Origin of the sequence: Massilia sp. YIM B02443 (assembly GCF_030411955.1) — a bacterium.
Taxonomy (GTDB): domain Bacteria; phylum Pseudomonadota; class Gammaproteobacteria; order Burkholderiales; family Burkholderiaceae_D; genus Telluria.
The window spans coordinates 167,874-188,746 of record NZ_JASNRA010000007.1 but is presented as its reverse complement, the minus strand read 5'-3'; the positions used below and the strand labels follow the sequence as shown (position 1 = coordinate 188,746).

At 67.3% G+C, this 20,873-nt stretch carries 13 protein-coding genes and 2 pseudogenes; 11 read left to right on the top strand and 4 right to left on the bottom strand.

Annotated features, from left to right (window positions below; all coding sequences use genetic code 11):
- Positions 1 to 148: 148 nt before the first annotated feature.
- Positions 149 to 673 (top strand): annotated as a pseudogene (locus QPK27_RS10015) (IS1595 family transposase); the annotation flags it as partial.
- Between the two features lie 37 nt (positions 674 to 710).
- Here QPK27_RS10015 and QPK27_RS10010 read toward each other — a convergent pair.
- The 3 genes from QPK27_RS10010 to QPK27_RS10000 all read right to left on the bottom strand — a co-directional run bounded on the left by QPK27_RS10010 (position 711) and on the right by QPK27_RS10000 (position 2,436).
- Positions 711 to 1,544, bottom strand: a complete 834-nt coding sequence (locus QPK27_RS10010; RefSeq protein WP_290418073.1) for an HDOD domain-containing protein — start codon at positions 1,542 to 1,544, stop codon at positions 711 to 713.
- Positions 1,545 to 1,658: 114 nt separating this feature from the next.
- Positions 1,659 to 1,940, bottom strand: a complete 282-nt coding sequence (locus tag QPK27_RS10005; RefSeq protein WP_290418072.1) for a hypothetical protein — start codon at positions 1,938 to 1,940, stop codon at positions 1,659 to 1,661.
- 10 nt (positions 1,941 to 1,950) lie between these two features.
- Positions 1,951 to 2,436 carry a MarR family winged helix-turn-helix transcriptional regulator gene (locus QPK27_RS10000; RefSeq protein ID WP_290418071.1) on the bottom strand — a complete coding sequence of 162 codons (486 nt, stop codon included), beginning with the start codon at positions 2,434 to 2,436 and terminating at the stop codon, positions 1,951 to 1,953.
- Positions 2,437 to 2,608: 172 nt separating this feature from the next.
- Between QPK27_RS10000 and QPK27_RS09995 the strand changes: the two genes are divergently transcribed.
- From QPK27_RS09995 to QPK27_RS09950, 10 genes and pseudogenes are all read left to right on the top strand, one after another.
- Positions 2,609 to 3,547, top strand: coding sequence for a GlxA family transcriptional regulator (locus QPK27_RS09995; protein ID WP_290418070.1), 939 nt, complete (start codon positions 2,609 to 2,611; stop codon positions 3,545 to 3,547).
- A 117-nt stretch (positions 3,548 to 3,664) separates the two neighbouring features.
- Positions 3,665 to 6,031, top strand: coding sequence for a GH92 family glycosyl hydrolase (locus QPK27_RS09990; protein WP_290418069.1), 2,367 nt, complete (start codon positions 3,665 to 3,667; stop codon positions 6,029 to 6,031).
- Positions 6,032 to 6,210: 179 nt separating this feature from the next.
- Entirely contained in the window at positions 6,211 to 7,452 is a 1,242-nt protein-coding gene (gene astC / locus QPK27_RS09985) for an acetylornithine/succinylornithine family transaminase (RefSeq protein WP_290418068.1), read from the top strand.
- Between the two features lie 69 nt (positions 7,453 to 7,521).
- Positions 7,522 to 8,583, top strand: a complete 1,062-nt coding sequence (locus tag QPK27_RS09980; protein WP_290418067.1) for an arginine N-succinyltransferase — start codon at positions 7,522 to 7,524, stop codon at positions 8,581 to 8,583.
- Entirely contained in the window at positions 8,574 to 9,617 is a 1,044-nt protein-coding gene (astA, locus tag QPK27_RS09975) for an arginine N-succinyltransferase (protein WP_290418066.1), read from the top strand. The genes QPK27_RS09980 and astA overlap by 10 nt, the downstream gene beginning before the upstream one ends.
- Positions 9,610 to 11,109 carry a succinylglutamate-semialdehyde dehydrogenase gene (astD, locus tag QPK27_RS09970; RefSeq protein WP_290418065.1) on the top strand — a complete coding sequence of 500 codons (1,500 nt, stop codon included), beginning with the start codon at positions 9,610 to 9,612 and terminating at the stop codon, positions 11,107 to 11,109. The genes astA and astD overlap by 8 nt, the downstream gene beginning before the upstream one ends.
- Positions 11,110 to 11,114: 5 nt before the next feature.
- Positions 11,115 to 12,452 carry an N-succinylarginine dihydrolase gene (gene astB, locus QPK27_RS09965; protein WP_290418120.1) on the top strand — a complete coding sequence of 446 codons (1,338 nt, stop codon included), beginning with the start codon at positions 11,115 to 11,117 and terminating at the stop codon, positions 12,450 to 12,452.
- Between the two features lie 132 nt (positions 12,453 to 12,584).
- Entirely contained in the window at positions 12,585 to 17,288 is a 4,704-nt protein-coding gene (locus QPK27_RS09960; protein ID WP_290418064.1) for an NAD-glutamate dehydrogenase domain-containing protein, read from the top strand.
- A gap of 3 nt (positions 17,289 to 17,291) precedes the next feature.
- Positions 17,292 to 18,299, top strand: a complete 1,008-nt coding sequence (locus tag QPK27_RS09955) for a succinylglutamate desuccinylase (RefSeq protein ID WP_290418063.1) — start codon at positions 17,292 to 17,294, stop codon at positions 18,297 to 18,299.
- A 77-nt stretch (positions 18,300 to 18,376) separates the two neighbouring features.
- Positions 18,377 to 19,485, top strand: a pseudogene (locus QPK27_RS09950) (NADH:flavin oxidoreductase/NADH oxidase).
- Positions 19,486 to 19,500: 15 nt separating this feature from the next.
- Here QPK27_RS09950 and QPK27_RS09945 read toward each other — a convergent pair.
- On the bottom strand, positions 19,501 to 20,703 hold the full coding sequence (locus QPK27_RS09945) for a globin domain-containing protein (RefSeq protein WP_290418062.1): 1,203 nt from the start codon (positions 20,701 to 20,703) through the stop codon (positions 19,501 to 19,503).
- Positions 20,704 to 20,873: the final 170 nt, after the last annotated feature.

Genomic DNA, 20,873 nt, shown 5'->3' with positions numbered 1-20,873 from the left:
GAAGCCGATGAGATGTTCCTGCTCGAGTCACAAAAGGGCGCGCGCCAGCTGACGCGTCCGGCACGCAAGCGCGGCGGAGTCGCCGGTCGCCGCGGCATCAGCAAGGAGCACGACTGCGTGCTGGTGGCGCGCGACCGCGAGGGGCGANGCCGAAGCCGATGAGATGTTCCTGCTCGAGTCACAAAAGGGCGCGCGCCAGCTGACGCGTCCGGCACGCAAGCGCGGCGGAGTCGCCGGTCGCCGCGGCATCAGCAAGGAGCACGACTGCGTGCTGGTGGCGCGCGACCGCGAGGGGCGAACCTTCGATTTCGTGCCCGGGCGCGGCGCCGTCACGGCGGCGCAACTGCACCAGCACCTGCTGCCGGTGCTCGATGCCAGCGTGCTGCTGGTGACCGATAGCCATGGCGCCTACCGCGCGTTTGCCCGCGAAGCCGGCATTTCTCATGAGGCCGTTAACCTGCGCCAGGGCGAGCGGGTACGCGGCGCCGTCCACGTGCAGAACGTGAACGGTTATCACAGGCGGTTCCGGCAATGGCTGGCGCGCTTCAATGGCGTGGCCTCGCGCTACCTGCCGAATTATCTCGGCTGGCGCTGGGCCCTGGACGGCGACCGTATTGGTTCGGCGGATGACTTGCTGCGAGCGGCGATCGGTGTTTTCAACACCAAGCAGTGACAGCGCCATTTTTTTTGTAGCGTGCGCAGGCCCGCGCTTACATCAGCGCCGAGCTCAGGCTCTTCACTTCCTCGCCCGACTCTTCCAGCACCTGGGTCAGGGTGCCTGCGCCGATCACGAAGTCGATCGTGGCGGCGGCATTCTGCGTGGTGGCGCCCGGCGGCGTGAACAGCGGCGACGGGAACGGCGCCAGGTCGTTGGCCAGCAGCAGCGTGTCGCCCAGGGTTTCCGGCGGCAAGGCGCGGATGCCTTTCCACATGGCTTCGATCGCATCCATCACCGGACCGGGCACGCCCAGCTTGTGCAGCACGCCGCGGCCGATCGCCGCTTCGCCATGGTCGAGCCAGGCGTCCAGGTTGTCGTCCAGCAGGCCCGGCATCGATTCGGCGCGCGACAGCAGGTAGAAGCCGCCCACTTCGTGCACGATGCCGGCGAACAGCGCGGTCTCGGGATCGACAAACGACACGCGGCGCGCGATCACCTGCGCCAGCGCCGCCACGTGGGCCGAGTGCGCCCACAGCGCGTCGGCCTTCTGGCGCAGGCCGGGATCGCGGATCTCGCTGGCCAGCTGGCGCACCGCCACCGCCGCCGCCAGCGCGCCCAGGGTGCGGAAACCGACACGCTGCACCGCGGCGCGCACGTTGGTGACGTCGTTGCCGGTGCGGTTGTAGGCCACCGAGTTGGCGATCGCCACCGTGCGCGCGGCCAGCAGCGGCTCGGCCTGGACCAGGCGCGCGGCGGCGTCGATGTGGCAATCGGGTTGGCCCAGGGCACGCTGCAGCGTGAGCGTGGCGTGCACGCTGGTCGGGAAGGCAAGCTCGCCGCGGCCGGCTTCGGCAGCGACGGTGTCGAGAGCGGAGAGTTGGTCCATGGAAAAATTATACCTTCAACACAACAGTCAACCGCCAAAAAAATTGCTATACAGCATTAATCAGCTGCGGTTGTGGCTGAACGGCGACTTTACAGGGCGCCGCCGAACGGTGCATTACGGCTCGCCGAAGATGGCGTCGCAGCCTTCCTTTTGCTCTTCCAGCTCTTCCAGTTCGTCGACCAGGCCCAGGTCGGCCAGTTCTTCGACCGCGTTCATGAAGCTGTTGAGCTTGGTGGCGCCGATCAGGCGGTAGATCTCGCCGTCTTCGTTGCGCACGCCGATCAGCATCGGCTCTTCCTTGACTTCCGCCAGCGGAGCGACGTCGAGCAGGATGTTGCCGGTGATGTGCTTGTCGAAATGGGCCGGCTTCAGGCCGTCGATCAGGGATGTTTTCAAGATGGTTCCTTCAGGTGGATGGTAATGGAGTTCCGGCGCTGTCCTGGCCGTCCGGCTGTCCGGCGCGGTCGTGGCTGGCGATGCGGCCGCGTAGCAGGGCCAGCGCCGCTTCCAGGGTGTCGAAATCGGCGTCGCTGTAGGCGGTGAATATTTTCTTTCCCTGCGCAATCACTTTTGGAAACACGTCGCGGAACACCTGGTCGCCCTCGGGCGTCAGGCGTACGAAGAACGAGCGCTTGTCGTCCAGGCTGCGTTCGCGCAGCACCAGGCCTTTCTGTTCCAGACGCTCGATGACGCCGGTCAGGGTGCCCTTGGTGATCAGGGTGCGTTCGCCCAGTTCCTTATAGCTCATGCCGCTGGTATTGCCCAGCGTGGCGATGATATCGAATTGTGCATGGGTCAGGCCGTTATGGCGCACGGCATTGCCGGAGACGCGCTCGAAGCCCTGCATGCACTCGGCCAGCAGCCGCACGCTTTTTAGATATCGTTCTCCCATGGGCGTGGATTATAGCTGTCCGTTGCATCGTGCGTTGCTAGCCTCGCAAGAAGCGTAGCCGGCCGTTGGCGGCATGCCGGACTGCCCGGGGTTGTTCTCCGGTATGATGGCGGACCACCTCGATTCCGTGGGCCGCCGCCCCGCTTTGCCGCCATGATGCCGACCGCCGCCGATGCACGCTGACCTCGCCACTCTGGCACAGGAACGGCCGCTGCGCATGGTGCTGGTCAACGCCGGCGAGCCGGACACCCTGACCTGGTCCGGCCTGTACCAGCCGCTGCGGCTGGCGGCCAAGGTGCTGGGGCCGGAACGGCTGCACGTCGACGTGCGCAGCCCCGACAAATTCACCGGCGACCCCGGACGCCACTGGCACCTGGTGCTGCTGGCGGCCGACGAATCCGAAGCCGGCCTGCGCCCCGCCAACAGCCGCGCCCTGATCGAGCGCTGCCGCGCCGCGCCGTTCTGGGGCGGCATCGGCGCCGGCGTGCTGTGGCTGGCCGACGCCGGCGTGCTGCAGGGCGTGCGCGCCGCGCTGCCATGGGCGCTGTATCCGGACGTGAATGCCCAGGCCGAGCAGGCGCTGCTCAGTCCGCATCTATACGAGATCGACGCCAACCGCCTGACCTGCTGCGGCGGCGCCGCCAGCGTCGACTTCGCGCTGACCCTGGTCGACCTGCTGTTCGGCGCCACCGCCCAGGCGCAGGTGAAGGAAATCCTGTGCGTGGATCGGGTGCGCGGCCCGGACGAACGGCAGCGGGTGGCGCTGCAGGCGCGCTTCGGCGTGCTCCAGCCCAAGCTGACCGAGGCGGTGGCGCTGATGGAAGCGAATATCGAAGAGCCGCTCTCGACCGACGACATCGCGCAGCTGGCCGGCATCTCGCGGCGCCAGCTGGAGCGGCTGTTCAAGCAATACCTGGGCAGCCTGCCGTCGCGCTACTACCTCGAGCTGCGCCTGCGTCGGGCAAGGCAATTGCTGCTCGATACCAATCACTCGATCGTGCAGGTGGGGCTGATGTGCGGGTTTTCGTCGGGTTCGCATTTTTCGACGGCATTCGGGGCGCTGTTCGGGAATACGCCGCGCGAGGAGCGGCAGCGCAAACTGGCGCAATAAGGCCGGCGCTGCGTGATTTTTAGTAAACGAACATAAACAGATTCACGATCCGGCGCGTTATCGCGCTGATGGCCTTTCTTTGTATAAATTACCTCTAGTTAACATTGGGGGAAGGCCATGAGTACATTGCTCACCCGTCTTTGCCGTCGTGCCATCCAGGCTGCCGCCATGGCGGCATTTGCCGGCCTCGGCGCCGCCCATGCGCAACCGGGCGCCGCAGCCGCGTCCGCGCAGGCGGCGGTTGATCTCGCCAATCCCCTGGTCGGCACCGCCACCCTCGACCAGCCGGCATTGATCGGCAACTCGCCCCCGGCGGGAGAGATCCTGTATTCCGGCCAGACCTCGCCCGGCGCACGGCTGCCGCACAGCCAGACCATCGCGGCGCCGGTCAATTTCAACGTCGACCTCAGCTATCCGATGGGTGTCGACATCTCGTATGCGCACGCCAACCCGACCATGATCGGTTTCACCGGCGGCGGCTCGGCCTATCCGGCCGAATCCGCACCGATCGTCATGCCGGTGGTGGGTGACTGGACCGTGCCGCCGAACTACACGCAGTCCGCCTACGACAAGGCCACCGAGAAAGCGTCGCCGGGCTATTACGCGGTCGACCTGGCCACCTTCCGCACCAAAGTCGAGCTGACGGTGACCCAGTCGACCAGCCTGATGCGCTTCACTTTTCCCGAGAGCCGGCGCGCCAACGTCGTGCTCGACCTGCGCCGTATCGGCGGCAACGTGGAAGTGATCGGTGACCGCACAATCGTCGGTGTCGCCGCAAGCAAGAGCAAGAGCGTCGCCGCGGAGGGCCCCTGGTTCGTGGCTGAATTCTCGCGTCCGTTCGCCGGATTCGGTACCTTCCACGCGGTGCACAGCAGCCAGCCGGGATCACGCAGCGGCACCAACGTCCAGGCTGGCCGGCGCACGGTATCGGGCAGCAACGCCGGCGCCTACGTCACGTTTGCAACGCAGAAGGGCGAACAGGTCCTGATGCGCATGGCCCACGGCCACAGCGCTGCCGAAGCCGAGGCACGCCTGCGCGCCGAGGCGCCGGACTGGGATTTCGAACGCGTGCATGCGCAAGCGCGCGCCGCCTGGGCGCAGCTGTTCGAGCGGGTCGAGGTCAGCGGCGGCACGCCGAAGCAGCGCATGCTGTTCTATTCGACGCTGTACCACGCCTTCTCCAGCCCGTGGCTGCTGGCGCGCAAGGGCCAGCCCTTCACCGGCGCCGATGGACAGGCGGCGCCGGCCGCCTACGACCGCTATGGCCCGGTGCCGTTCTGGGATACCGGCCGCAACCAGATCGCGCTGCTGATGCTGCTCGAACCGGAAGTGGTGCAGGACATCATGCGCTCCGAACTCGACCGGGCGCGCGAACACGGCTACATGCACACCTCGTTCCACGGCGACCACGCGGTGCTGCTGTACAACGGCGCCATGCGGCGCGGCATCCCGTTCGACTATGCCGCCGCCTACGACTACCTGCGCAAGAACGCCACCGATCCGAACGGCCCGCGCGGCTACCTGGCCGAGTACCTGCAACAAGGCTGGATCGCCGACATCGTCCCACCGGGCAATCCGAGCCCGCCCTACGCCGGCGGCAAGGCCGGCGTGGCCAAGACACTGGAATACGCCTGGGACGACTACGTGCTGGCCGACATGGCGCGCCGGCTCGGCAAGCTAGAGGATGCGCGTATGTTCCAGCGCCGCGCCGCCAACTACCGCAACGTGTTCGATGCCTCGCTCGGCTTCATGCGTGGCCGCACCGCAGACGGCAAGTGGATATCTCCGTTCGACCCGGGGGAACCCTATTACAACTTCATGATGAAGGAAGCTTCGGGCTGGTCGACGTTGTGGCTGGTGCCGCACGACGTGCAGGGCTTGCTCGGCCTGCTGGGTGGGCGCAACGCGTTCAACGCCAAGCTCGACGCCTTCTTCGCCACGCCATACACGCCCAAGGGCATCTGCCGCGACTGCACCGGCCTGATCGGCCAATACGTGCAGGGCAACCAGCCCGACCAGCAGGCGCCTTACCTGTACGCCTGGAGCGGCCAGCCGTGGAAGACCCAGGCGCTGGTGCGCCGCATCCTTGAGCAGATGTACGGCAGCGACGCCAGCGGCTACGCCTATCCCGGCATGGACGACCAGGGCTCGACCTCGTCCTGGTACGTGCTGAGCGCGATGGGCTTCTATCCGGTCGATCCGTCGTCGGCCGACTACATCCTGGGCAGCCCGCTGTTCGACCGCGTGCGGCTGCGCCTGGGCAACGGAAAACTGTTCGAGATCGTCGCGCGCAACAATTCGGCCCAGAATATGTACATCCAGTCGGCAACGTTCAACGGCAAGCCATGGAATAAGCCGTGGTTCAGCCAGGCCGACATCGCGGCTGGCGGCACTTTCGAGTTCACCATGGGCTCGCGGCCGAACCAGGCCTGGGGCGCCGATCCGCGCCAGGCGCCGCCCTCGATGTCGGGGCAGGGGAGGTAACGGCCTGACGGGCGCGGACCAGTGTATTTACGCGCTTCGCGTCCGTCCAAAAATGAAAAACCCCGTCGCACTTCTAAAAGAACTTGTCAGTCAGCGTTTCTATAATGGCCAATCGTGCCGGGTCCATGTCCGCACGCCTTTACACTGTCGCTCACACTGTTTTTGATGAGGAAGAAGCCATGAACGCAAAGCTTGATTCGGGTGTCACCACGCGGCCTGTCACTCGCCAGACCTTCGACGAGGTCCTGGTGCCGACCTACGCCCCGGCCGAGATGATCCCCGTCCGAGCATCCGGCCTCGACGTGTGGGACCAGCAGGGCAAGCATTACCTCGATTTCACTTCCGGCATCGCGGTCTCGAGCCTGGGCCACGCCAACCCGAAGCTGGTCGCGGCGCTCACCGAGCAGGCCAACACCGTCTGGCACCTGGGTAACGGCTACACCAACGAGCCGGTGCTGCGCCTGGCGTCGGCCCTGATCGACGCCACCTTCGCCGAACGCGCCTTCTTCTGCAATTCGGGCGCCGAAGCCAACGAGGCGGCGCTGAAGCTGGCGCGCAAGTATGCGCACACCAAGTTCGGCCCGCACAAGTCGCGCATCGTCTCGTGCCTGTCGTCGTTCCACGGCCGCACCCTGTTCACGGTGTCGGTCGGCGGCCAGCCGAAGTACACCGAAGGCTTCGAGCCGCTGCCGCCGGGCCTGAACCACATCCCGTACAACGACATCGAGGCCGCGCGCGCCGCGATTACCGATGATGTCGCCGCCGTGATCGTCGAACCGATCCAGGGCGAGGGCGGCGTCATCCCGGGCAACCCTGACTACCTGAAGGCGCTGCGCGAGATCTGCGACCAGACCGGCGCGCTGCTGGTGTTCGACGAAGTGCAGTCGGGCGTGGGCCGCACCGGCACCCTGTACGCCTACGAGCAGATGGGCGTGCAGCCGGACATCCTGACCTCGGCCAAGGCGCTGGGTAACGGCTACCCGATCGGCGCCATGCTCACCACGACCGAGATCGCCCAGCACTTCAACGTCGGCGCCCACGGCACCACCTACGGCGGCAACCCGCTGGCCGCCACCATCGGCCTGACCGTGGTCGAGACCATCAACCAGCCGGCCTTCCTCGAGCGCGTGCGCGAAGCCAGTGGCAAGATCTTCGCCAACCTGAACAAGCTCGCGGCCGACTACCCGCAAGTGTTCGGCCAGGCGCGCGGCATGGGCCTGTTGATCGGCCTGCCGATGGCGGACGGCTTCAAGGGCCGCGCCAAGGACTTCACCAAGGCCTGCGAAAAGCTCGGCCTGATGCTGCTGATCGCGGGCCCCGACGTGGTGCGCCTGGCGCCGGCGCTGGTCGTCTCGGACGAACAGATCGTCGAAGCCGACCGCCTGATGCGCGCCGCCGTGGCGCAATTCGCCAACGCCTGATCCAACCCGGTTGCGCGTCCGGCCCGCCCACCCGGGCGCCGAGCGCGCGACTGCATCCAGGGGGTTTCCATGTATGTAGTCCGTCCGGTGGAGCGCGCGGATATCGGCGCGCTCGAGGCCATGGCTGCGGTATCGATGCCGGGCGTGCACACGCTGCCGCGCACGCGCGAAGGCGTGCACGCGGCGGTCGAGCGCTCGATCGCCTCGTTCGCGGCGCAAGTCGACATTCCGAGCGAAGAATCGTATCTGTTCGTGCTGGAAGACCTGCGCGCGCGCGAAGTGGTCGGCACCGCCATCATCCACGCGTCGGCCGGCTCCAACGGCACCTATTTCGCTTTCCGCAACGACGTCATCCAGCAGGTCTCGCGCGACCTGAACATCAGCCACAGCGTGCACGCGCTGACGCTGTGCTCCGAACTCACCGCGTATTCCCAGCTGTCGGGCTTTTTCCTGACCCACCGTGAACGCGCCGGCGTCGAGGCCGCGCTGCTGTCGCGCGCGCGCTTGCTGTACGCGATGCTGGCGCCGCACCGCTTCGGCGACCGCTTCTTCGTGCCGCTGGCCGGACGCCTCGACCAGGACGGCCAGTCGCCGTTCTGGAATGCGCTGGGCCGCAAGTTCTTCAAGATGGACTTCCTCGAGGCCGAGCGCCTGATCGAGGGCGCGCGCAACCGCACCCTGATCGTCGAGCTGATGCCGCACTATCCGGTCTACGTGCCGCTGCTGCCGGGCGACGCCCAGGCCGCGCTGGGCCAGATCCACCCGAGCGGCCAGCTGGCCTTCGACCTGCTCACGCAAGAAGGCTTCGAGGCCGACGAATACATCGACATCTTCGACGGCGGCCCGATCCTGCAGGCGCACAGGAACGCGCTGCGCTCGTTTTGCGCTTCGCAGCGGCTGAAGGTGGCCAATGCCGGCGCACCGCTTGAGGATGCACAGGAACTGGTCGACTATGCCGTCGCCGGCGTCGACGGCACCTTCCGCGCCATCACCGTGCGCTGCGCGCCGCTCGAATGCGCGCAGCAGATCCACCTGCCGCGCGAAGCGCAGCAGGCGCTGGGCGTGGCGCCGGGCGACGAGGTGGTGTGCCTGCGCATCGGTTCCAACGAGGGAGATGCAGCATGCTTGTAATCCGCGCCGCCAAATTGTCCGACCTGGACGCCCTGATCGAGATGGCGCGCCAGGCCGGCAGCGGCATGACCACGCTCAAGCCCGATCCCGAGATGCTGGGCCAGCGCCTGGCCACGTCCGAGGCCTCGTTCGCCGAGACCATCGCGCCCGAAGCGCGCGACTACATGTTCGTGCTCGAGCATACGGAAGACCGCAGCATCGCCGGCGTGTGCGCGATCAAGAGCGCGGTCGGCCTGACCGAGCCGTTCTACAACTACCGCATCGGCACCCTGGTGCACTGCAGCCGCGAGCTGGACGTGTTCACCCGGATGGAGACGCTGTACCTGTCGAACGACCTGACCGGCTCCACCGAACTGTGCTCGCTGTTCCTGCTGCCGCAATACCGCGCCGGCTTCAACGGCAAGTGGCTGTCCAAGAGCCGCTTCCTGTTCATCGCCCAGTTCCAGCACCTGTTCACCGAAAAGATCATCGCCGAGATGCGCGGCTACCAGCTTGATGATGGCACGTCACCGTTCTACGAAGGCCTGGGGCGCCACTTCTTCAAGATGGACTTCAACCACGTCGACGGCCTGACCGCGATCGGCAAGAAGTCCTTCATCGCCGAACTGATGCCGCGCCAGCCGCTCTACGTTGATTACCTGCCGCAAGAGGCGATCGACGTGATCGGCCAGGTGCACACCTCGACCCAGCCGGCGCGCCGCCTGCTGGAGCAGGAAGGCATGCACTACGAAGGTTACGTCGACATCTTCGATGCCGGCCCGGTGCTGCAGGGCCGCGCGTCCGAGCTGCGCGCGGTGCGCGACAGCGTGCTGGCGACCGCGGTGCTGGCTGAAGAAGGCGCCGAACATGAAGAGACCGAACACGTGCTGATCTCGAACACCCGCCTCGACGACTTCAGGATGATCCTCACCCGCGCCGTGGCCGGCGCCACCCGCGTCGCGCTCACCCGCGCAGAGCTGGACCAGCTGCATTGCGAGCCGGGCGACGACGTGCGGACCCTGACTCTGATTACAAGGAAAAGCGCCCATGGCTAATCTGTCCAACGCATTGTCCAATTTCATCGCCGGCGAATGGCTCGCCGGCAGCGGTCCCGAACTGGCGACCATCGACCCGTCCACCGGACGCCAGACCTGGACCAGCAACGCCTCCAACGCCGACGACGTGGCGCGCGCCGCCAAGGCCGCACGTGACGCCTTCGAAGCCTGGGCGCTGGCGCCGCTGGACGAGCGCATCGCCGTCTGCACGCGCTTTCGCGATCTGCTCAAGGAAAACGCCGAGGAACTGGCCGCGACCATCGCCGAAGAAGTCGGCAAACCACTGTGGGAAGCGCGCACTGAGGTGACCACCATGGCCGCCAAGGTCGACATCTCGGTCCAGTCCTACGGCGCGCGCACCGGCGAGAACGTCAACAAGGTCGCCGACGGCAACGCCGTGCTGCGCCACCGTCCGCACGGCGTGTTCGCCGTCTATGGTCCCTATAACTTCCCCGGCCACCTGCCGAATGGCCACATCGTGCCGGCCCTGATCGCCGGCAACACGATCGTGTTCAAGCCGAGCGAATACGCACCGCGCACCGCGGTGAAAACCGTGCAGCTGTGGGAACGTGCCGGCCTGCCGCAGGGCGTGCTGAACCTGGTCAACGGCGGCCGCGACACCGGCGTCGCCCTCGGCCAGAACGCCGACATCGACGGCGTGCTGTTCACCGGCAGCAGCCAGACCGGCGCCGCGCTGCACAAGCAGTTCGGCGGCCAGCCGGGCAAGATGCTGGCGCTGGAAATGGGCGGCAATAATCCGCTGGTCGTCTGGGACGTCCAGGATATCGACGCTGCCGTGCACCACACCGTGATGTCGGCCTTCATCTCGGCCGGCCAGCGCTGCACCTGTGCGCGCCGCCTGGTCATCCAGGACAACGACGCTGGCCAGGCTTTCCTGAAGCGCCTGGTCGAAGTGGCGGCCGGCCTGCAGGTCGGCGCCTCGAACGCCGAACCGCAGCCGTTCATGGGCCCGGTGGTCTCGAGCGCCGTCGCCGCGCGCCTGGTGCAGGCCCAGGCCGAGATGGAACAGAAGGGCGGCAAGGTGCTGCTGCAGATGCGCCAGCTCGACCCCAACGCCGGCTTCGTCACCGCCGGCATCGTCGACACCACCGATGCCCAAGGCATCGCGGACGAAGAGTGGTTCGGCCCGCTGCTACAGGTGATTCGGGTGCAAGACTTCGACCAGGCCCTGCGCGTGGCCAACGCCACCGAATTCGGCCTGGCCGCGGCATTGCTGTCGCCGAGCGAAGAGCTGTGGCAGCGCTTCGCCGTGCGCGCCCGCGCCGGCATCGTCAACTGGAATCGCCCGACCACCGGCGCGGCCAGCTCGGCGCCGTTCGGCGGCGTCGGCAAGTCGGGCAACCATCGCCCCAGCGCCTATTACGCGGCCGACTACTGCGCCTATCCGGTGGCCTCGATCGAAACGTCGGAACTGGAAATGCCGGCCAAGCTGTCGCCGGGCCTGTCGTTGACGCCACGAGCAGGAGCCTGACCATGTTGAACGCCCGTGAATTCAACTTCGACGGCCTGGTCGGCCCGTCGCACAACTACGCCGGCCTCTCGTTCGGCAACGTTGCCTCGTTCAACAATGTGAGGAGCGCCGCCAACCCGCGCCAGGCCGCGCTGCAGGGCCTGGCCAAGATGCGCGAGCTGGCCGCGCGCGGCTTCGCTCAGGCGGTGATGCCGCCGCAGGGGCGGCCGAACTTCCGCCTGCTGCGCCGCCTCGGTTTTTCGGGCAGCGACGCCGACGTGCTGGCGCATGCCTACCGCGAAGCGCCGGTGATCCTGGCCTGCGCGTATTCGGCGGCGCCGATGTGGACCGCCAACGCGGCCACCGTCAGCCCCTCGGCCGACTCGCACGACGGCCGCGTGCACTTCACCGCCGCCAACCTGAACAACAAGCTGCACCGCTCGGAAGAACACGTGCAGGCCACGCGCACGCTGCGCGCGATCTTCCATGACGGCAGCCACTTCATGGTGCACGATCCGCTGCCGCCGGTGCCGGCCTTCGGCGACGAAGGTGCGGCCAATCACACCCGCTTCGCGTCCAGCTACGGCGCGGCCGGCGTCGAGTTCTTCGTGTACGGCCGGGTCGAGTTCGATCCTGCCGCGCCGAGCCCGAAAAAATACCCGGCGCGCCAGACCCTGGAAGCGTCGCAGGCGGTGGCGCGCCTGCACGGCCTGGACCCGGCGCGCACCGTGTTCGCGGCCCAGAATCCGGACGTGATCGACCAGGGCGTGTTCCACAACGACGTGATCGCGGTCGGCAACGGCAACGTGCTGTTCTACCACGACCAGGCCTTCTTCGACGAAGCCGAGACGATCGAGGCGCTGCGCCGTTCGCTGGGCGGCGTCGGCGCCGAGCTGCAGGCGGTGCGCGTGGCCAGCGGCCAGGTGCCGGTGGCCGACGCGGTGGCTAGCTACCTGTTCAACAGCCAGCTGCTGTCCAAACCCGATGGCCGCATGGCGCTGGTGGTGCCGCACGAATGCCGCGAGAACGCGGCCGTGTCGCGCTACCTGGCCGGCCTGGTGGCTGGCGGCGGCCCGATCGACGAGCTGGTCGAATTCGACCTGCGCCAGAGCATGCGCAACGGCGGCGGCCCGGCCTGCCTGCGCCTGCGCGTGGTGCTGACCGACGACCAGGCAGCGGCGATGCACCAGGGCGTGATCATGACCGAGGCGCTGTATGCGCAGCTGGTGGCCTGGGTCGAGCGCCATTACCGCGACCGCGTCGAGCCGAAGGACCTGGCCGACCCGCAGCTGGCGATCGAATGCGCCGCCGCGCTGGAAGAATTGACCCGGATTCTCGGCCTGCCCGGCCTGTACGACTTGTAACGAAGTAGATTGGTTTTTTGTTGGTTCATTTGCTGTAGTACCCGGGCGGGTCACCCCCGCCCATAAGAAGCAGGGCAGCGCCGGGCCACGAGCCCAGGCGCGCCAGGCATACAAACTTTGGAGAAGCAAGAGATGAAAGACATGCCCAACGATCTGCGCGAACAGACGCTCGCCCTGATCAATGCCAACCAGTCCGCCGCCGGCGGCCAGGCCGGTTCCCCGGTCAATGCCCTGATCGGCGCCTGGCTCGGCGCGCTCGACGACGAAGACCTGGCCGGCACCGCGCCGCAAAGCCTGGCCCCGGTGCTGCAGGAAGGCTTCGCCCAGCTGGCGCAGCGCACCGGCCCGGCCGCGCAGATCGTTACCACGCGCTATTCCGATGGCCGCGGCGGCGTGGCAACCGCCTTGCTGATCCTGAACGACGACCGTCCCTACCTGGTCGACTCCTTCGTCATGGCGCTGCGCATGGAGCGCATCCAGGCCGCCGGCGTGATGAACGCCGTGCTGCCGGTGCGCCGCGACGCGAGCGGCATGGTGGCGGCGGTCGGCGAAGCCGGCAGCCCGCTGGAGTCGATCGTCCTGTGCCTGCTGAACGACGAACTGCAATACGAAGAACTGGATAAGCTCACCGCGCGCCTGCGCATGGTGGCCAACGACGCCGCCATCGTGCAGCGCGACGCCGTCGCCATGGGCGACCGCCTGACCGCGGTGGCCGCGGCGGTGGCCGCCAACGGCACCCCGGAAGGCCAGGAAGCGGCCGCCTTCCTCGAATGGGCCAAGAACGAAGGCTTCGAGCCGTTCGGCTACGCCTACTATCATTCGAAGCCGGGCGCCACTGAACTCGAACGCGACATCCCGAGCCGCATCGGCGTGCTGCAGGATACTTCGCACCCGGTCTACGGCACCTGCCTGGCCAGCATCCCGGGCGACTGCGAGACCCTGTCGCGCCGCGGCGAGACCCTCACCATCGTCAAGGCCGACGTGCGCGGCACGCTGCATCGCGACCAGCCGCTCGACTTCATCGGCGTGCGCGACACCGACGCCCAGGGCCGCATCCTGGGCGAACACTGCTTCATCGGCCTGTTCACCCGCGCCGCCACCTCGACCCCGCTGGCGCGCCTGCCGTTCGCGCGCGGCCGCGTGGCCAAGGTGCTGGGCATCGCCGGCGTGCGCCAGGAAGGCTTCCGCGCCGAGAAGTTCATCGAGATCCTGGAGTCGCTGCCGCGCACCGAAGCGCTGGAAGCCGAGCCGGAATGGCTGGCCGAAGTCTGCAGCGCCGTGGTCTCGCTGTACAAGCAGCCGCGCGCCAAGGTGTTCGCACGCCGCGACGTGTATCGCCGCCACCTGAACGTGCTGGTGTATCTGCCGCGCGAGCGCTTCAGCGCAGCCGTCGCCGCCAGCCTGGCCCAGGCCCTGAAAGAGAGCTCGGGCGCGACCGACGTCGACGTCCAGACCCTGGTGGCCGACGGCCCGCTGGCGCGTGTGTACCTGATCGCGCACGCCGCGCGCTACCCGCTCGACCTGGAAACCGATATCCAGCGCCCGCTGATCGGCGTGCTCGATGGCTGGCACGACCGCTTCGCGGGCCTGATCAATTCGATCGACGACAGCCGCGAACGCAGCCTGCTGCGCAAGATCGTGCCGCGCCTGCCGGTCAACTTCGTCACCACCACCGCGCCTGAAACCGCGTTCCGCGACGTGCACGCGCTGCTGAACAAGTCGGGCGCCGGCCGCGTGACCGCGCGCATCGAACTGGACGACCCGTCCGGCCCGTCGATCCGCCTGTATTCGAGCGAGACCGTGCCGTCGCTGTCGCGCATCCTGCCGGCGCTGCAGAACGCCGGCATCGCGGTCGACCGCGAGCAGACCTTCGGCCACACCGGCATGGACGGCGTGCGCCGCTACGTCACCGCGCTGAGCGTGGACGCCGAGAGCGCGGCCAAGCTGGCCAAGCCGGGCATCGCACACGTCGCCGAAGAACTGTTCACCGCGCTGTTCAACGACGAAGCCGAAGACGGCCGCATGAACGGCCTGAGCCTCGAAGGCGGCCTGTCGGTGCGCGAAGTGCAGCTGGTGCGCGCCTACATCAGCTACTGGCGCCAGCTGGGTTCGAAATTCTCGGTGCGCTACATGGCCGAGACTCTGCGCACCCAGCCGCAACTGGTGAGCGAATTCGTGGAAGGCTTCCTGCACCGCTTCGACCCGAAGCGCAGCGAATCCGAGCGCGAAGAAGGCACCGCCAAGCTGGCCGCGCTGAAAGCGAAACTGCCGGGCGTGAACCACGCCGACACCGAAGAGATCATGGCTGCCCTGGTCGAGCTGGCGCTGGCGACCATGCGCACCAACTACTTCCAGAACAGCGGCGAGAAGATCATCTTCAAGTTCGACACCAGCAACCTGGTGCTGGCGCCGGAACCGCGTCCGTACCGCGAGATCTACGTGTTCTCGCGCCGCTTCGAGGGCGTGCACCTGCGCGGCGGCCCGGTGGCGCGCGGCGGCCTGCGCTGGTCGGACCGCATGGAAGACTACCGCACCGAGGTGCTGGGCCTGGTGAAGGCGCAGATGGTCAAGAACGCCGTCATCGTCCCGGCCGGCTCGAAGGGCGGCTTTGTTTGCAAGCAGATGCCGACCGGCGCCGCCCGCGAAGTGGTGGCGGCCGAGGGCGAAGCAGTGTATCGCCTGTTCATCGCCAGCCTGCTGGAAGTGACCGACAACCGCGTGCGCGGCGAGATCGTGGCGCCGGAAAACACCGCGCGCTATGACCAGGACGACCCGTACCTGGTGGTGGCGGCCGACAAGGGCACCGCGACCTTCTCCGACATCGCCAACAGCATCGCCGTCGAGCGCGGCTTCTGGCTGGGCGACGCGTTCGCGTCGGGCGGCTCGAACGGCTACGACCACAAGAAAATGGGCATCACCGCCAAGGGCGCGTTCGAAGCGGTCAAGCGCCACTTCTACGAACTGGGCCACGACATGGCCAACAACCCGATCACCGTGGTCGGCGTGGGCGACATGTCGGGCGACGTGTTCGGCAACGGCGTGCTGCTGTCGCGCCAGCTGAAACTGCTGGCGGCGTTCGACCACCGTCACATCTTCCTCGATCCGACCCCGGACGTCGAAGTGTCGTTCAAGGAGCGCGAGCGCATGTTCGCACTGCCACGCTCGTCGTGGGAAGACTACGACAAGAGCCTGATCTCGCAGGGCGGCGGCGTGTTCCCGCGTAACGCGCGCTCGATCGAGCTGTCGCCGGAAATCCGCCAGGCGCTGGACATCCAGGAAACCTCCTTGAGCCCGCAGGAACTGATGCACCGCATCGTCAAGGCGCCGGTCGACCTGTTCTACAACGGCGGCATCGGCACCTACATCAAGGCCTCGACCGAAACCCACGCGCAGGTGAAGGACCGCGCCAACGACGCGATCCGCGTCGACGGCAGCGAACTGCGCTGCAAGGTGGTGGCCGAGGGCGGCAACCTGGGCGCGACCCAGGCCGGCCGCATCGAATTCGCGCTGGCCGGCGGCCGCATCTTCACCGATGCGATCGACAACTCGGCCGGCGTGGATTGCTCGGACCACGAAGTCAACGTCAAGATCTGGCTCGACACCGAAGTCAACGCCGGCCAGCTGCCTGAAACCGACCGTAACCGCATCCTGAACGAGATGACCGGCGAGATCGAGCGCCTGGTCCTGCGCGACAACGAGCTGCAGACCCACCTCCTGACGCGCGAAGTGCAGGCGCAGGCCAACAGTGCGGTGGTGGATGGCTATGCCGCCCTGATCACCAACCTGGAAAGCGAAGGCGCGGTATCGCGCGAGCTGGAGCAGCTGCCGAACGATGCCGAACTGCAGCGCCGCAAGACGCTGGGCCTGGGCTTGAGCGCGCCGGAACTGGCGGTGGTGATCGCCAACGTCAAGAACCGTTTCAAGCGCACCTTGTCGGCGCTGGACCTGACCCGCGAATCGTGGGCCGATTCGCTGCTGCGTCCTTACTTCCCGGCGCAGCTGGTCGCCACCCGCGATCCGCTCGACCACCCGCTGGCCAACGCCATCCTGGCCACCGTGCTGGCCAACGAAGCGGTGAACCGCTGCGGTCCATTGATGCTGCGCGACCTGGCGCTGGAACACCGCATCGACGAGACCGAAGTGGTCAAGGCATGGGCGCAGGCCTGGGCTTCGCTGCACCTGGCGCCGGTGTTCGACGCGCTCGACGCCGATGCCCTGGTGGTGCCGCGCGACGTGTCGGTGTCGGCCGACAACCGCACCCGCGCCATGCTGCGCGCGCTGATCGAAGGCGTGCTGTCGCTGCCGGCCGGCTCCAACGGCATGAGCGAGCTGTCGACGCTGTTTGCCGAAGCCGATGGAAGCGCGGCGCAGCAGTTCCGCTCGGAAGCGGACGGCCACACCGGCCTGCCGAGCGGCTTCGCCGCGGCCTGGAAAGCGGTCGAGATCATCGAATCGCAGGCATCCTTCCTGTTCGCAGCCGTGTCGGTGCAGCGTCCGAACGGCATGACCCTGCTGCAGTTCCTGCAGGTCGGCACCGTGCTGCGCCAGCAGGTCGGCATCGACACGCTGGAACGCGGCCTGAAGCTGCCGGCGCAGAGCAAGTCGCAGGAACAGCTGCGCAACTACGCGCTGCAGTCGCTGCGTCGCGCCCAGCAGCGTTTGCTGCTGCAGGTGATCGAGCAGGCCGGCGCCAGCGGCGACATGGAAGCAGCGGTGAAGGATGTGATGGCGGCGCGCGGCCTGACGGGCTTTACGCAACCGGCCGACCTGGAACAGGCGATGCTGGACGTGTGGGCGCTGTCCGAGGGCCTGAGCCCGGAACGTCTGGCGGCGTAAGCCATGAGCGCCGCGAAGGTTGAAGAAAGCGCGCTGCCGGAAGCGGTGCGCGCGCTGGCCGAAGCCGATTTCGGCGCGGTCGCGCAGCGCTTCCGCGACGCCGGCTTCGCGGTCGGGCTGCCGGCGTCCGGCATCCTGACCGTCAAGTCTGTTGCTTCGGATCCCACCCGCCCGAGCGTGCTGGTGTCGGTCGGCGTGCATGGCGACGAGACCGGGCCGATCGAGATGGTCGCGCACCTGGTGGAAGCCTTGTCGCAGTCGCCTGCGGCGCTGGCGGTGGACCTGATGCTGTGCGTCGGAAACATCGACGCCATCCGTGCCGGCAAGCGTTTCGTCGACGCGGACCTGAACCGGATGTTCCGCGCCCAGCGCGGTGCGCTGGCCGGGACTTTCGAAGCGGGACGGGCCGACGTGCTGATCGACGCCACGCGCGCCTTCTTCGAGGGTAGCGGACCGGCGCGCTGGCACTTCGACCTGCACACGGCGATCCGGCCGTCGCACTATCCGATGTTCGCGATCGTGCCGGAGCTGATCGCGCGCTCGCAGCGCGACGAGTTGATTGCGTGGCTGGGCGAGGCCGCGATCGGGGCCATCATCATGAATCCGGAATCGGCGGGCACGTACAGCTACTTCACGTCCGAGCACCTGGGCGCGGCCGGCAGCACGGTCGAGCTGGGGAAAGTCGGCGTGCTGGGGCAGAACGACCTGGCGCAGTTCGCCGCCGCCGCACGTGCGCTGGACCGTTTGCTGCGCGGCGCGCCCGCGCAACCCGCGGCAAGCGCGCCGCACGTGTTCGACACGGCGCAGTCGATCATCAAGCTGTCCGACGCGTTCAGCATGACGGTCGGGCGCGAGACGTGGAATTTCACGGCGCTCAAGAAGGGCGACGTGATCGCGTCGGATGGCGCAACGGTGTACACCGTCAAGCACGACGAGGAGCTGGTGGTGTTCCCGAATCCCGACGTGCGTGTCGGCCTGCGCGCCGGCATCATGGTGGTGCGCACCGCCTGACGATGGGCGCGGGAGGCACGTGCGCTGCACGTTCTTCCCGTTGTCGTTAGACTGGACCTCCTTGTTCTGGAGGCACCATGAGTCAACTCTTTTCTCCCTATTCGATCGGCTCACTCGAGCTATCGAACCGCATCGCCATCGCCCCGATGTGTCAATACTCCGCCGTCGACGGCCTGCCCACCGACTGGCACACCATTCACCTCGGCAACCTGGCCCTGTCCGGCGCCGCGCTCCTGATCATCGAAGCCAGCGCCGTCACCCCCGAAGGCCGCATTACCCCGGACGACCTGGGCCTGTGGTCGGACGCCCACTTCCAGGCCCTACGGCCGGTGATCGCGGCCATCCGCCGCCACTCGCCGATCAAGGTCGCGGTGCAGCTGGCCCACGCGGGCCGCAAGGCCTCGAGCCAGGTGCCATGGGAAGGCGGCGCGAATATCGCGCCGGACCAGCCGCGCGGCTGGCAGACCGTGGCTCCCTCGGCGCTGCCGCACGCCGACGGCGAAACCGTGCCGCTGGCGCTCGACCACGAAGGCCTGCAGCGCATCAAGGACGGTTTCGTCGACGCCGCGCGCACGCCCTGGGCCTGGACGCGATCGAGCTGCACGCCGCCCATGGCTACCTGCTGCACCAGTTCCTGTCGCCACTGGCCAACCGGCGCGAAGACGACTACGGCGGTTCGCTCGAGAACCGCATGCGTTATCCGCTCGAAGTCTTCAACGCCGTGCGCGCCGCCGTGCCGCGCGAGATGACGGTGGGCGTGCGCATCTCGGCCACCGACTGGGTCGAGGGCGGCTGGGACATCGAACAGAGCGTGCGCTTCGGCCATGAGCTCAAGCGCCTGGGCTGCGACTTCATCCACGTCTCGAGCGGCGGCCTGTCGCCGGCCCAGCAGATTCCCGTGGGCCCGGGCTACCAGATCGAATTCGCCGAGCGGATCAGGAAAGAGACCGGCCTGCCGACCATCGGCGTCGGCCTGATCACCGAGGCGCAGCAGGCCGAGGAGATCCTGCAGAGTGGGCAGGCCGACATGATCGGCCTGGCGCGCGCCATGCTGTACGATCCACGCTGGCCGTGGCATGCGGCGGCCGAGCTGGGCGACCAGGTGTTCGCGCCGCCCCAGTACTGGCGCTCGCAGCCGCACGAATACAAGACGCTGTTCGGCAACACCCGTCTCGGCCAGCGCTGATCCCGCGGCAGCTGCTTACAGCAGGTGGTCCAGCAGGTCCGGACCGAACACCTCGCGGTGCAGGCGCGCGGCCGGCACGCCTGCTGCCAGCAGCGCCTGCCACTGCGCCTGCATGAACGGTAGCGGGCCGCACAGGTAGACGTCGGTCTCGCCACGCGGCCAGGACGGCAGGCGTGACAGTGCCATCTGGCCGGGCAGGGCGCCGGCGCCGGCAGCGTCCTCGTAGAAGGTCGCCACCACCAGGTGCGGCATGCGCGCCTGCGCCGCGGCGATGTCTTCCTGGTGCGGATGATGGGCGCTGCTGCGCGCCGCGTGCGCGAAGATCACGCGCCGGTCCGGATGCACGCGCGCGATGCGGTTCAGCGCCGCGATCATCGGCGTGATGCCGACGCCGGCCGACAGCAGCACGATCGGCGATTCCGATTCGGTGTCCGGCTGGAAGTCGCCGAACGGGTGGCTGACCTGCAGCACCGATCCCACCTCCACGTTCCGGTGCAGCCAGTTCGACACCGCGCCGGCCGGCGCCGCGTTGCGTTCATCCTCGCGCGCATCTTCGCGCTTCACCGAGATGCGCAGGCTGTCCTTGCCTGGCGCATCGGACACGCTGTACTGGCGCAGCTGGCGCCGGCCATCGTCGAAGATCGCTTCCACGCTCACGTACTGCCCGGCGCTGAACGGCGGCAGCGCACCGCCATCAGCGGCGATCATGCGGATCGCGATCACGTTCTCGCTCTCGCGCGTCACCTCGACCACGCGCATCGGCCGCAGCTGGCCCGGTTCGATGCCGGCGTCCAGGTACATCTTCGCTTCTGCATCGATCAACACCCGCGCCAGCGAGCCGTATGCTTCTTCCCACGCTTTCAGCAGCGGCTCGGTGGCGGCCTCGCCCAGCACTTCGCGGATCGCGCCCAGCAAATGGAAGCCCACGATTGGATAGTGGTCGGCGCGCAGCCCTACCGACGCATGCTTGTGCGCGATGCGGCTGGCCACCGGCGCCAGCGCCGCCATATTGTCGATATTCGCCGCGTAGGCGAACAGCGCCGATGCCAGCGACTGCTGCTGCACGCCGCTGGCCTGGTTGCCCATGTTGAAGAGGTTCGTGAGCTCCGGGTGCGCCGCGAACATATTGCGATAAAAGGTCGTGGTGATAGCCTGGCCGTGCTGGCGCAGGACCGGGACCGAGGCATCGATGTAGGGGCGGGAAGTGGCGGAGATCATGGTTTTCCTCTTATAGATGCACATGATGTGCATGTTTAATCGTTTAAAAAATGCCCAGGAATGGGCAAGGGCGGCGAGGGTTTGTGAGCAGTAACTTGTGCTCATCAGTGATTCAGCACAGCCATTCTAGCAAAGAGACATATGGAATACTCATTTAAATAAACTATTTT